13 protein-coding genes and 1 pseudogene are annotated in these 12,466 nt (G+C 66.5%); 6 read left to right on the top strand and 8 right to left on the bottom strand.

The features are described 5' to 3' along the window. The 3 genes from ACRQ5J_RS18365 to ACRQ5J_RS18355 all read right to left on the bottom strand — a co-directional run bounded on the left by ACRQ5J_RS18365 (nt 1) and on the right by ACRQ5J_RS18355 (nt 2,086). Nucleotides 1-729 carry a substrate-binding periplasmic protein gene (locus ACRQ5J_RS18365; RefSeq protein WP_432378698.1) on the bottom strand — a complete coding sequence of 243 codons (729 nt, stop codon included), beginning with the start codon at nt 727-729 and terminating at the stop codon, nt 1-3. Between the two features lie 75 nt (nt 730-804). Continuing rightward, nucleotides 805-1,800 carry a gamma-glutamyl-gamma-aminobutyrate hydrolase family protein gene (locus ACRQ5J_RS18360; RefSeq protein ID WP_432378696.1) on the bottom strand — a complete coding sequence of 332 codons (996 nt, stop codon included), beginning with the start codon at nt 1,798-1,800 and terminating at the stop codon, nt 805-807. A gap of 118 nt (nt 1,801-1,918) precedes the next feature. Further along, nucleotides 1,919-2,086 (bottom strand): hypothetical protein, encoded by a 168-nt coding sequence (locus ACRQ5J_RS18355; protein WP_432378694.1) that lies wholly within the window; start codon nt 2,084-2,086, stop codon nt 1,919-1,921. Between the two features lie 282 nt (nt 2,087-2,368). Here ACRQ5J_RS18355 and ACRQ5J_RS18350 point away from each other — a divergent pair, with 282 nt between their 5' ends. Further along, nucleotides 2,369-2,836: a KGG domain-containing protein gene (locus tag ACRQ5J_RS18350; RefSeq protein ID WP_432378692.1), complete on the top strand. Its 468-nt coding sequence runs from the start codon at nt 2,369-2,371 to the stop codon at nt 2,834-2,836. Nucleotides 2,837-2,955: 119 nt separating this feature from the next. Continuing rightward, on the top strand, nt 2,956-3,423 hold the full coding sequence (locus ACRQ5J_RS18345) for a DUF421 domain-containing protein (RefSeq protein ID WP_432378690.1): 468 nt from the start codon (nt 2,956-2,958) through the stop codon (nt 3,421-3,423). Here ACRQ5J_RS18345 and ACRQ5J_RS18340 read toward each other — a convergent pair. Beyond that, nucleotides 3,395-4,297, bottom strand: a complete 903-nt coding sequence (locus tag ACRQ5J_RS18340) for a LysR family transcriptional regulator (RefSeq protein ID WP_432378689.1) — start codon at nt 4,295-4,297, stop codon at nt 3,395-3,397. The genes ACRQ5J_RS18345 and ACRQ5J_RS18340 overlap by 29 nt on opposite strands. Before the next feature lie 222 nt (nt 4,298-4,519). Between ACRQ5J_RS18340 and ACRQ5J_RS18335 the strand changes: the two genes are divergently transcribed. Then, on the top strand, nt 4,520-5,491 hold the full coding sequence (locus tag ACRQ5J_RS18335) for an Lnb N-terminal periplasmic domain-containing protein (RefSeq protein WP_432378687.1): 972 nt from the start codon (nt 4,520-4,522) through the stop codon (nt 5,489-5,491). Here the strand turns inward: ACRQ5J_RS18335 and ACRQ5J_RS18330 are convergent. Both ACRQ5J_RS18330 and ACRQ5J_RS18325 read right to left on the bottom strand, forming a co-directional pair. Further along, nucleotides 5,474-7,030: a class I adenylate-forming enzyme family protein gene (locus ACRQ5J_RS18330; protein ID WP_432378685.1), complete on the bottom strand. Its 1,557-nt coding sequence runs from the start codon at nt 7,028-7,030 to the stop codon at nt 5,474-5,476. The two genes, ACRQ5J_RS18335 and ACRQ5J_RS18330, sit on opposite strands and share 18 nt — an antisense overlap. Before the next feature lie 34 nt (nt 7,031-7,064). Then, entirely contained in the window at nt 7,065-7,391 is a 327-nt protein-coding gene (locus ACRQ5J_RS18325; protein WP_432378683.1) for a flagellar basal body rod C-terminal domain-containing protein, read from the bottom strand. A gap of 183 nt (nt 7,392-7,574) precedes the next feature. Here ACRQ5J_RS18325 and ACRQ5J_RS18320 point away from each other — a divergent pair, with 183 nt between their 5' ends. The 3 genes from ACRQ5J_RS18320 (at nt 7,575) to trxC (ending at nt 10,574) form a co-directional block, all read left to right on the top strand. Continuing rightward, nucleotides 7,575-9,203: an OFA family MFS transporter gene (locus ACRQ5J_RS18320; RefSeq protein ID WP_432378681.1), complete on the top strand. Its 1,629-nt coding sequence runs from the start codon at nt 7,575-7,577 to the stop codon at nt 9,201-9,203. Between the two features lie 162 nt (nt 9,204-9,365). Next, nucleotides 9,366-9,998 carry a phasin family protein gene (locus ACRQ5J_RS18315; protein WP_432378679.1) on the top strand — a complete coding sequence of 211 codons (633 nt, stop codon included), beginning with the start codon at nt 9,366-9,368 and terminating at the stop codon, nt 9,996-9,998. A 117-nt stretch (nt 9,999-10,115) separates the two neighbouring features. Next, a complete protein-coding gene (gene trxC, locus ACRQ5J_RS18310) occupies nt 10,116-10,574 on the top strand; it encodes a thioredoxin TrxC (protein WP_432378677.1) in 459 nt (152 codons plus the stop codon). On the opposite strand, the gene ACRQ5J_RS18305 is transcribed toward trxC, so the two are convergent. After that, nucleotides 10,571-11,479, bottom strand: coding sequence for an ACP S-malonyltransferase (locus tag ACRQ5J_RS18305; RefSeq protein WP_432378675.1), 909 nt, complete (start codon nt 11,477-11,479; stop codon nt 10,571-10,573). The genes trxC and ACRQ5J_RS18305 overlap by 4 nt on opposite strands. Continuing rightward, nucleotides 11,476-12,443, bottom strand: a pseudogene (locus ACRQ5J_RS18300) (triphosphoribosyl-dephospho-CoA synthase). Before ACRQ5J_RS18300 ends, ACRQ5J_RS18305 begins: the two are co-directional and overlap by 4 nt. Nucleotides 12,444-12,466: the final 23 nt, after the last annotated feature.

Below are 12,466 nucleotides of genomic sequence, written 5' to 3'. Positions count from 1 at the left end.
TTATTTATAGGTGATCGCCTTGTTGAGGCGGGCGATCACCTCGTCGGGCACGTTCTTGCCGCACATGATGTGGCGTTCCAGGCCGCGCGGCATGTCCTTGAATTGCAGCAGCCGCAGGTTGGGCGCGCGCTCGCTCATCTGCCTGATGATGTAGTCGCCTTCGTCTTCCGAGACGAACATCAGGTCGACCAGGCCCCGGCTGACCGAGCGCACCATCTTGACGGTGGAGGCGGTGGAGACGCCGGTGACCGGCTGCCACTGCTTGAGGAAGTCTTCCAGCCCGCCGTAGGAATAATTCTCCTTGATCAGCACCCGGGCGTCGCGGTGGCGCGCCAGTTCCGCCAGCGAGCCGATGCCGCGCGCGGCGAAGGCGGCGTTGGTCAGCACCACCCAGCTGCGGTCGCGGTAGATGGGCCTGGTGAACTTGGCGTACTGCTGGCGCTCCGGCGTGGCGAACCAGCCGACCGCGCAGTTCAGGCTGCCCTGGTCCTTGACCATCAGCAACTGACGGTTGGTCGGCACCTTATGCCATTGCACCGGAATCTGGGCCTGCCTGAACGCCGCCGCCGCCGGCGCCCCGGTCAGGCCGGCGGGCGCGCCGTCCGGCTGCGCCATCATATACGGCGGACGTTCGCTGTAGGCAACGTGAACGATTTCCACGGCCGACGCCACCGGCCAGGCAAACCACAGGCTCGCTGCAATGACGGCGGGGCGGCGCGGACTTCCCATGACATTCCATCCGGTTGAGAAGCCTTTAGTCTACGCTAATGATGGCATTTTATCAAAATATATTTATTTAAAGCATTAGAAACGCGTCTCGCGCGCGACCCGCAGGAAGTTGTCGAGGATGCCGTTGCAGTCCATCAGCTCGACGCCGCCGGCCTGGTGAAACTCCGGATGCCATTGCAGGCCCATGACAAACGGCGCCTTGCGGTAGCGGATCGCCTCGACCACATTATCCGGCACCGACAGCGCTTCGATCGACATGTCGCGCCCCAGTGTCTTGACGGCCTGGTGGTGGATGGAGTTGACCAGCCCGCTTGTGTTGCCCTGCAACATGCGCGACAGCGAGGAGCCGGGCGGGAAGACGATTTCGTGGCGGTTGCGGTCGTAGTCGTCGTTGACGTGGGCCAGCGATTCCGGCATGTCGGTGGCGATGTCCTGGTACAGCGTGCCGCCGAAGGCGACATTGATCAGCTGGCAGCCGCGGCAGATGCCCAGCACCGGCTTGCCGGCTTCGACGAATTCGTGCAGCAGTTCCAGCTCGTACATGTCGCGCGCGCGGTCGCCGCCCCATTCGGGCCGGGTCGGCGATTCGGAATAGCTTTGCGGCGACACGTCGGCGCCGCCTTGCAGCACCAGGCCGTCGAGGTGCTTGGCATAGTCGCGCAGGCGGATGTTGGACGGGTGCAGCAGGCCGTCGGTATTCACCGTCGGTATCATGAACACCAGCACATCGCGCGACATCACCCACTGGGCGATCGACTCTTCGAGGTATTGCAGATTTTTGCTGCGCAGGCCGGTCGCGCCGGGTTCGGGATGGAAGATGCGCGCCGAGACGCCGATGTGCAGCGGGCGCTGGATGATGTGGCGTGTGGCGGCCGCCGCGATGCGGCGGTAGCGCGCCATGATGACCCGGCCCCACAGGCTGAACACGGTGTCGCCCGGGTCGAGGTAGCGCGGCGTGCCGGCGTCCTGCGTGGTGCGCTGTTCGGCCTTGCGGCGCTCGCCGTGATCGGTGGCGCGGCGTTGCGGGGGAGGGGACTGCGGTGGATCTTGATCGTCTGGTCCGGCGCTCATGCTGGTTCCTGTAAGTCTCGGATAGCATTAGTTTGCCACACCTGCAGACCGCCAGTCGTCCTCTACGCCAGTTGAGCGGGAGCGCGCGCAGCCAGCATGCCCCGGCGCCCCCGGCTGCCTACTTCGACTTGTTGCCGGACTTGTTGCTCTTGCTGCTGCCGCTGCCGGCCGACTGGCTGTTGCCCTTGCCGCCGCCGCTGTTGCCGGTGGTGGACGACTTGCTGCCCTTCGCTTCTTGCAAGCTGCTATTGCCGCCGTTTTTGCCGCCCTGGGTCGGTTTGCTCATGACGCTCTCCTGATGGTAGGCGCGCCCACCACGGGCGCGTTGCGATGATCCTAATCCGATCGGCAAGCCGGGGCTGTAGGAAAAAGCGCGTGCTGCTGTAGGTCCGCGCTCATGCAACCGGGTGGCTCAACAGTATGTGACCTGTGCTCTCAAGTCGCAAGGAAAGTCCTACGCAAGCACAGGCGTGAGTGCCCTACACGCGCAATTGTGCTGCCCTTACGATGGCATCTCTCCTGTTGCACCTCAGGCGGCAGGCGAGTTTCACTTTTTAGGAGACCAATCATGGCCAACTCGAATCAAGGCAACCAAGGCGGTAACCAAGGTGGTAAAAACCAACAGAGCGATACCAGCAACCGCGGCTTCGCGTCGATGGATCCGGAGCGTCAACGCGAGATCGCGGCTGAAGGCGGACGCGCCGCCCATGCATCGGGCAATGCGCACGAATTCACGTCGGAAGAAGCGCGCCGCGCCGGCAGCATGAGCCATAAGAACGACGGCAACCAGCAGAGCGGCTCCTCGGCCGGTTCGCGCGGCCGCCAGGATGGCGAACAGGGCGGCGGCGGCCAGGGCAATCAGGGCGGTCAGGGCGGCCAGGCCGGTAATCGCGGCAGCAGCGGCGACCAGCAGGGCGGCAGCCAGCAAAGCGGCGGCGGCAGCGGCGGCAACACCGGCTCGTCCGGCGGCACCCGTGGCGGCACGCCGGAGCAGCACGCCGCGGCAGGGCGTCAAAGCCATAAGAACGATCGCTGATCCGGCTGCGCCGGACGGACCGACGGCGGCCTCAGGGCCGCCGTTTTTGTTCGGTTAGCCCACGCACATACCGCCGTCTGCTGTCGCGCTATGGTGGAACTCCATTCTTGGGAGGCAGCATGTTCGACCTCAGTTTGCCGTGGTGGGAATTCATCGTGCGCGGCGTGATCGTGTATTGCGCGCTGCTGGTGCTGGTGCGGATGTCCGGCAAGCGCACCGTCGGCCAGTTCACGCCGTTCGACCTGCTGGTGGTGATGCTCTTGAGCGAAGCCGTGTCCAACTCGCTTTCCGGCGGCGATGATTCGATCGGCGGCGGGCTGCTGATCGCCTGCACGCTGATCGCGCTGAATATCTCGCTTGGCTTCGTCTCGTCGCGCAGCAAGAGGCTGGCCACCATCATCGATGGCGAAAGCGTGCTGCTCGGGCGCGACGGCCGGCTTTACCACGACGTGCTGAAGAAGAACCGCATCGCCGAGAGCGACGTCGAGCAGGCGCTGCGCGAGGCCGACGTCGAGCTGGCAGACGCCCGCTGCATCTTCCTTGAAGCCGACGGCAGCATCACGGTGCTGGAGCAGAAAGGCGGCTGACGAAGGTGTCGGCGAAGGCGGTGACCAGCGGGTCGGCCTCGCGCCGCGTGGCCAGGCCCACCGTGCTGCGCAGGGCGCCATGCGCCAGCGGCACGAAATGCACGCCGGCCGGCGCCGTCAGCCGCATGCATTCCGGCACGATGGCGATGCCGAGGCCGGCCTCGATCAGGTTCAGCTGCGAGGATTTGCGCGACAGCGCGCGCGCCGGCTTGGGAAAGAAGCCCTGCTCCAGGCACAGGTTGGCGACCAGATAGCTCAGGCCGCCGCGATCCTTGTGCGGGATCGAGATGAAGGCTTCCTCGCTCAGTTCGGCCAGTTCCACATTGCCGCGCGCGGCCAGCGGCGAATCCCGCGCCACCGCCACCATCAGCTGCTCGCTGCCGATCTCGTGCACCTGGATGTGCGGATGGCGGCGCAAGGTCGGCAGCCGCAGCAGGCCGATATCGACGCGGCCTTCCTCGATTTCCAGCGTCTGGTTTTCAGACGGCAGCATCGACACATCGAGCGTCACGCCCGGATGGCGCGCCAGCGCCAGGGCCAGCGCATTGCTGATGCGCGGCGTCAGTATCACCGAGCTGGAATGCTGGAGCCGGATCACGCCCTGCGCGCCCTTGCCGACGTGCCGCGCCTGCACCAGCGTATCGTCGATGTCTTCGAGGATGCGTTTGCCGCGCTCGTAGAACAGCTGGCCGGCCGGCGTCAGCTCGAACTGGCGCGCGTCGCGCGTCAGCAGCGGCGTTTGCAGCTCGTCCTCCAGCTCCTTGATCTGCCGGCTCAGCGCCGACTGCGCGATGTACAATTTTTCTGCGGCGCGCGAATAGCTGCCGGCGTCCACGATCTCTATAAAATACTTAAACTGTTTAAACGAAATCACCGTTATGCCGTTTCGAGATAGTTGGCCGCCGTTTTTGATATTGGATCAATTCCCGGGCGGCCGTTAAAGTGAAGCGTCTCTTCTTCATTTACGGAACCTGCCATGTTGGGATTGCTAGGCGTTATCGGCGTGGTGCTGAGTATTGCAGTAAAAATGATCTGCGTCCAGATCGGCTGCGCAAGCGGCGTCGACGATCGGGAGGATTAGCCGCATAATCGCGGCATGATCAAACGCATATTCTTCCTTGCTCTCGGCACATTGGTAATGGTGTCGCTGGCCGCGTGGGGCGCTGGCGCCCTGTGGTTCCAGCTACCGTTGGGCGACCTCGCGCGCAAGCTGGCGCTGCTCGCGTGGCCGCTGTTCAGCCTGATCGCGCTGCTAGCCTTGTGGCGCCGCCGCTACCGCCTGCCGGCCATCTGGCTAGGCTTGCTGCTGGCGCTGCTGGCCTGGTGGAGCACGATCGCGCCCTCGCACGACCGTATCTGGGCCGACGATGTGGCCCGCATGGTCAGCGGCAAGGTCGATGGCAGCATGGTCACGCTGGACCAGGTGCGCAACTTCGACTGGCGCAGCGATACCGATTATACGGTGCGCTGGGCGCCGCGCCGCTATGATTTGAACCAGCTGCGCTCGGTCGATGTGGCCTTGTCGTACTGGATGGGGCCGGCCATCGCCCACACGCTGGTGTCGTTCGGCTTCAGCGACGGCCGCTACCTGACGTTCTCGATCGAGATCCGCAAGGAGCGCGGCGAAAGTTTCGACGGCCTGGCCGGCTTTTTCAAGCGCTACGAAACCGTGCTGATTGCCGCCGACGAGCGCGACATCCTGCGCGTGCGCACCAACGTCCGCGGCGAGGACATGTGGCTGTACCGGCTGCAGATGCCGCCGCAGATGATGCGCTCGCTGTTCCTGGCTTATCTGGACGAGGGCGCGCAGCTCAGGCGCACGCCGCGCTTCTACAACACGCTGACCGGCAACTGCACCACCATCGTCTACCAGATGGCGCGCCGCATCAGCCCCGGCCTGCCGCTGGACTGGCGCCTGCTGGCCTCCGGCTATCTGGACCGCTACCTGTACCAGCTGGGCGCGCTGCAAGGGCAGGGCGGTTTCGACGCGCTGCGCCAGCGCGCCCACATCACGGCGCGCGCCCGCGCGGCCGACCAGGCGGCGGATTTTTCAGCCCGCATCCGCTGACGACGGGCAAGCCATCTGCTTCAGCTGGTGCTTGAGGATCTTGCCGCTGGGCGCGGCCGGCAGCGCGGCCAGGGTGATGATCTCGGCCGGGCGCTTGTACGGCGCCAGCCGTTCAGCCAGATAGTCGTGCAGCTGCCGCATGCCGGCCGGGTGGCGGGCGTCGAGTTCGACAAAGGCGACCACTTCCTCGTCGCCATCGTCCGCCGGACGGCCGACCACCGCCGACTGGGTCACGGCAGGATGCGCGTTCAACAGCGTTTCCACTTCCAGCGGGTAGACGTTGAAACCGGAACGGATAATCAACTCCTTGCTGCGGCCAACGATGAACAGCGCGCCGTCGGCCTCCTGCCGCACCATGTCGCCGGTATTCAGCCAGCCGCCGGCGTCGATGACGGCGGCGGTCAGTTCCGGCTGCCGGTAGTAGCCGCGCATGACGTTGGGGCCGCGCACCCACAGTTCGCCGGCCTGGCCCGGCGCGGCCGCGCTGCCGTCCGCCAGCAGCACGCGCGCCGCCACGCCGGGTATTGGCTGGCCGACCGAGGTGTCGCCGCGCGGCTGGTCGAGCCGGGTCTGGCTGACGGTGGGCGCGCTTTCCGTCAGGCCGTAGCCGTTGTGCAGCGGCATGCCGAGCAAGCGCTCCACCTGCGCCTTCAGCGATGGCGGCAGCGGCGACCCGCCGGCGTAGGCGAAGCGCAGCTGCGTTTGCAGCGGAACGGCGGCAGCGCCGCCCAGCTTTTCCAGCAGCCGCGCGTACATGGCCGGCACGCCCTGCACGATGGTCAGCCGGTGCGCCTGCAAGGCCGACAGCAGGCCGCCCGGCGTGAAGCGCGGGCACAGGTAGAGGCAGGCGCCGGCGTACAGGGTGCCCAGCATGACGGACGTCAGGCCGTAGACGTGGGTGATCGGCAGCACGCCGTAGGCGCGGTCGTCCGGCGTCAGGCCGCGCAGCGTGCTGGAGACGGCGGCTACGAACAGCAGGTTGCGGTGGGTGAGCATCACGCCCTTGGGCGCGCCGGTGGTGCCGGTGGTGTAGATCAGCGCGGCGACCTGTTCGTGCGCAGCGGCGTGCACCGGCTCCGGCGCGCAGTCCGCATTGGCGGCGCTCACCATCCACGGCCCCAGCGGCGTGCACACCGCGCGCGCGCCGGTCCGCACTGCGTGGGCGGCGGTTTCCGGCGAGGCGGCGGTGGTCAGGTAAATGGCGAGGCGCGCGCCGCTGTGCTCCAGCACCACGTCCACCTCGCGCGGCGACAGGCGGCCGTTGATGTGCACCACCCACGCGTCCAGCTCGGCGGCGGCAAAAGTCAGCGCCACCTGCGCAACGCAGTTCTCGCCGATCACGGCCAGCCGGTCGCCGGGCCGGAGGCGCCAGGCGCGCAGTTGCGCGGCCGCCTGCGTGACGGCGTCGGCCAGCTCGGCATAGGACCAGTGGCGCTCGCCGTCATGCAGCGCGGGCGCATGCGGCGTGCGCTCGGCCCAGCGGCGCGCAATGTCGGAAATGCGGGAAGGCAGGGAAGCGAGTAGTTGGGCGGTATTCATCACCGCGCATTGTGGCCGATATGGCCGCTGCCGATCAAGCCTGGATGTCGATCAGCGTGCCGAGATTCTGGTCGGCGGCCTGGATCACCTTGGCCGAAAGGTCGAATTGCGCCTTGTAGACCAGCGAGTTGGTGGTTTCCGTCGCCAGGTCGGTGGCGCTCGGGCCTTCCCCCTGTGACAGCTGCTGGCCGCGCAGCGAGATCGACACGCCCGAGCCGGCCGGCGCATTCTCGGTGAACTGCGCCTGCGACGGCTGGAAGCCCTGGGTGCCGATGTTGGCGATGGCGTGCGCGCTATTGCCCAACGCGCGTTCCGCGGCGTTGAGACCGGTGACTCCAGAGCTGAGTGCGGCGATGGCCATGATGTTTAGTTTCCCTTCGGCAATAACGACAGTTTACACCGATCTTCAACTATTTGCACGTGCTGATCAAAAATTGGGCGTTTCTGTGTTGCAAGTAAGGCGCAACCGGCTTGTATGGATTATGTATGTGTTATTCTTGCGCCCCACATTGTTCACAAGAAACACTATACGGGGAAAAAGTGAATGGCTTTGTTTGATTTTCTGGAAAAGGAACGCACCGTTGCCGGTGCCGGTTTCAATCGTTGGCTGGTGCCGCCTGCGGCGCTGGCAATTCATCTGTGCATCGGCATGGCCTACGGTTTCTCCGTATTCTGGCTGCCGCTGTCGAAAGCGCTGGGCAAGGACGGGCTGGCTTGCCCGGCTGATATCGGCATGCTGGAACGCATCCTGTCGACCAGCTGCGACTGGCAGATTTCCATGTTGCAGTGGATGTACACCATGTTCTTCGTCTTCCTCGGCCTGTCGGCCTGGCTGTTCGGCGGCTGGCTGGAACATGCCGGCCCGCGCAAGGCCGGCGTGGTGTCGGCGCTGTGCTGGTGCGGCGGCCTGGTGATTTCGGCGCTGGGCATCTACCACCACCAGATCTGGCTGATGTGGCTGGGTTCAGGCGTGATCGGCGGCATCGGCCTGGGCCTCGGATACATCTCGCCGGTGTCGACGCTGATCAAATGGTTCCCGGACCGCCGCGGCATGGCCACCGGCATGGCCATCATGGGCTTTGGCGGCGGCGCCGTGATCGGCGCGCCGCTGGCCGACAAGCTGATGAAATACTTCGCCACGCCGGATGCGGTGGGCGTGTGGCAGACCTTCCTGGTCATGGCCGCGATCTACTTCGTGTTCATGATGGCTGGCGCGCTGTCGTACCGGGTGCCGGCGGCCGGCTGGAAACCGGCCGGCTGGACGCCGCCTGCCGCCAACGGCAATGCCATGATCACCACCCGCCACGTGCACGCCAGCAAGGTCTGGGGCATTCCGCAATTCTGGCTGGTGTGGTGGGTGCTGTGCCTGAACGTGACGGCCGGCATCGGCATCCTGGGCATGGCCTCGCCGCTGCTGCAGGAAATCTTCGGCGGCCAGCTGCTGAACCTGCCGCTGAGCTTCAATGAACTGGACGCCGCGCAGAAATCGCAGATCGCCGCCATCGCCGCCGGCTTCACCGGCCTGCTGTCGCTGTTTAATATCGGCGGCCGCTTCTTCTGGGCCTCGTGCTCGGATTTCCTGGGCCGCAAGGTCACCTATGGCATCTTCTTCGTGCTGGGGCTGGCGCTGTACGCGTCGATTCCGGCCATGGCGCACGGCGGCCACCTGGCGCTGTTCGTGATTTTCTTCTGCGTCATCCTGTCGATGTACGGCGGCGGCTTCGCCACCGTGCCGGCCTATCTGGCCGACCTGTTCGGCACGCAGATGGTGGGCGCCATCCACGGCCGCCTGCTGACCGCGTGGTCGGCCGCCGGCGTGTTCGGTCCGCTGCTGATCGGCTTCGTGCGCGAATACCAGATCGCGCACGGCGTGCCGAAGGCGCAGGCCTACGACATCACGATGTACGTGCTGGCCGGGCTGCTGGTCGTCGGCCTGATCTGCAACCTGCTGGTGCGCCCGGTGGCCGACAAGCACTTCATGACCGAGGCCGAACTGGCCGCCGAGAAGAAGCTGGCGCACGAGCGCGACGCGGCGGCGGCAAGCGGCGCGGCGCAGGCCTCGAACGGCGTCACCAGCCCGCTGGCGGTGGCCTTCGGCTGGCTGGCGGTCGGCATTCCGCTGGCGATCGGCATCGCCATCACCATGCAGAAAGCCGCGGCGCTGTTCAAGTAACAGGGCAGCGATAGCGATAGCATGCGGGCCGGCGGCGGCCCCGTTTTCTTTTGGGCGCGCCATGCGCCCACGTTTGACGCAGATCAAACCTGGCAAATCGGGCTAACGTAGCCTTGACGTTCGCGCTGCATGTCGCGGCGCTGACAACTCAACGAGGCATCTATGTACCCATTTTCCCAATCTGTTACCCCGGCAGCTAAAAACCATCTGGAAGCGCAACTGTCGTTCTTCAACGACATGTCCAAATCCATGTTCCGCACCGTTCAGCAATACAGCGACCTGAACATCCAACTGGCGCAGACCCTGCTGGAAGAAACCACGCAGGCCAGCCAGCAGGTCATCACCGCCCATCGCCCGACCGAGGTGCTGGCGGCGGCCGCAGCGCACGCCCAGCCAACCGCCGAGAAACTGCGCGCCTACCAGCAGCACCTGTCGCGCATCGCCGCCGACACCCATGTCGACCTGTCCAAAGTGGCGGAAGAGCACGTACAGGAAACCAGCCGCACGGCCAAGGCGCTGGCCGACGAGGTGGCGCGCGTGACGTCGGAGGAAACCGAAAAGACGCTGCGCAACCACCAGGACGCGGTGCAGAAATTCACCGACCCATTCCGCACCGATGGCGCCCGCCAAGCGCGCGGTAACGAAGGCCGCAGCGGCCAGCCGCAGCAAAACGGCCAGAACGGCGCCGAAGGCCGTGATAGCGGTAATCTTCAAGGGCAGGCCACCCAGGCCCAAACCGCCGCCCAAGCCGCCGCGCAGAGCGGCAAGCAGACTGGCGCTCGTAAAGAGACCTGATCTCATCCCATAGCAGCGTAAGCCCTGATTGTGCCGCCCGCGCGATGCCAGTTCGCGTGGCGCGGCATTTTTTTCGTCCTTGGATTATCATGCTCAGCTTGTTGCAGGAGATGAATGATGACCAATACGACCAACGCGCAGCCGGAGTCGCTGCATATTGTTTGCCCGCATTGCGACGCGGTGAACCGCGTCCCGTCCGCCCGGCTGGCGGCGCAGCCGGTGTGCGGCAAATGTCAGAAGGAACTGTTCACCGGCGCGCCGGTGGACCTGAGCAGCGCGCGCTTCCTCAAGCATATCGAGCGCAGCGACATTCCGGTGCTGGTGGACTTCTGGGCGCCGTGGTGCGGCCCTTGCCGCACGATGGCGCCGTTTTACGCGCAGGCGACGCAGCGGCTGGAACCGCAGTTCCGCGTGGTGAAGGTCGATACCGAACAGGCGCAGGACCTGGCGGCGCGCTACGCGATCCGCAGCATTCCGACGCTGGCCTTGTTCAAGGGCGGGCGTGAAGTGGCGCGCCAGCCCGGTGCGATGGACGCGCAGAATATCATCGCCTGGGCGACGCAGAATACGCGCTAGCCTTCGTCGGCGGCGCGCTCCAGCCATTTGTGGATGCCGCCCAGCGTGCGGAAGTCCGCCACCGAGCGGGTGCTGATGTGCGGGTGGCGGTGTTGCAGCATGCGCGACAGCGCGCTGCCGGGGCCGAGTTCGAGAGCGACCGTGATGCCGGCTTCGGCTATCGCGTCCATGCAGGCCAGCCAGCGAATTTTTTCCGCCAGCTGGCGCGCGAGCGTGTCGGTGGCGCGGCCGTGGTCGCGCACCGCGGCCGCGTCTATGCCCGCCAGCACTGGCGCCTGCTGCGGCTCGAATGTGGCGTTGCGCAGCGCTTGCGCGAACGGCGCGACGGCGTCTTGCATGTACGGCGTGTGCGAGGCGACCGCCACCGGCAGGCGCCGGCTGCGTGCGCCGGCTGCCTCAATCGCCTGCTGCAACCGGTCCGCCTGCGCGGCGGGGCCGCCGGCGATGCACGTGTCTTCTCCGGTTTCTATGCTGAGGTGGTAGCCGTGCTGTGCGGCGAGCTGGCTGGCGCTGGAAAGCGTCAGGCCGGTGATGGCGAGCAGCGCCTGGCCGGGCGCTGCGCGGGCGCAGTCGTCCATCAGTTGCGCGCGCTGGGCCGCCAGCGCCACCGCCCGGTCCGGCGTGATGGCGCCGGCCACGCCGTAGGCCGCCAGTTCGCCGATGCTGTAGCCGGCCACCAGCGCCGGCGCCGGCGCGCTGTCGCGGATGGCCTCCCACATCGTCAGCGTGGCGGCGACGATCAGCGGCTGGGCGACGCGGTTGGCGTAGATGTCGTCGCTCGGCTGGCCGGCCAGCAGCTGGTCCGCCAGCGCGCTGGCGGCGGGGCTGGTGCGGGCCAGATCGAACATGTCGGGATGCTGGTCGCCCTGGCCGGGGCACAGCAGCAGCAGGCGCGCGCGGCTCATGGCTGATCCAGTGCGGCCAGCGCCTGCACCAGGCAGCAGGCGGCCAGCAGGTCGGCCGCGCCGCCCGGCGACAGGCGGTGTTGGATGAAGATTCGGTGGCTGTGCAGGGCGTCGGCGCGCCAGTTGGCGTTGGCGGTGCCGCCGTTGGCGATGAAGCGTTGCGCGTGCTCGCGGACGATCCGTGCGCCTTGCGGTCCGGCGCGATGGTAGACGTTGCTGTCGCTGATGTGGGCCATGAGGGTGTAGAGCGTGTCGATGCGCTGCTCGGTGGCGCCGGCGCCACGGGCGTCGGCTGCCAGCAGGGCAGGTAGGCCGAGTTCAAATACCGATGGCAGTCCGAGCGCGCCTTCCTCGCGCGCGCCGCTGACCGCATAGCGGGCTGCCACCAGCAGGCCGTTGCTCAGTGGCGCATCATGGGGGCGGGCGCCGGCATGCTGGCGACTTTGCGCCGCGCGCTGCGGCGGTGGTGGCACTGGCGCTGGCGCTGGCGCCTCTGGGGCGGCGTGGCGGGCCAGCTCTTCGCCCCAGCGGATCAGCATGACGGCGCGCAGCGCGGCCGGATTGAGCGGCGTGCCTTGCGCGCGCGCGCGGCCGGCGGCGGCGCACAGCATGCCCAGGCTGAAGATAGCGCCGCGATGCGTGTTGATGCCTTGCGTGGCCTTCAACATCGCCGTTTCCGCCGCGATGCCGAGTTTTTTCAGTTGCCCGAACGGTGCATCGCTCCATCCCGCGAGAGAGATTTTTTGAAGTAGTGGCGCAGCGCGAACATGCTGCGCATGAAGGTCGATGCGTCCATGTCGTCATGGCTGCCGCTGTCCACTGGCGATACCAGGCCGGGTTTCGGGTACAAGCACAATTCCGCGTGCAGGCTGCGCACCGCCAGCCGCGCTACCTCGCTGGCAAAGGCCAGCCTCGCCGCGCGGCCGTCAGCACGCGCCAGGCGCGCGGCCAATGCGGAAGCCATGTCGTCGCAGGGAGCGATACCGG

Source organism: Duganella sp. P38, from assembly GCF_050859475.1.
GTDB lineage: Bacteria > Pseudomonadota > Gammaproteobacteria > Burkholderiales > Burkholderiaceae_D > Rugamonas.
The sequence above is the reverse complement of the archived record's forward strand: the minus strand, read 5'-3'. Positions and strand labels throughout refer to the sequence as shown.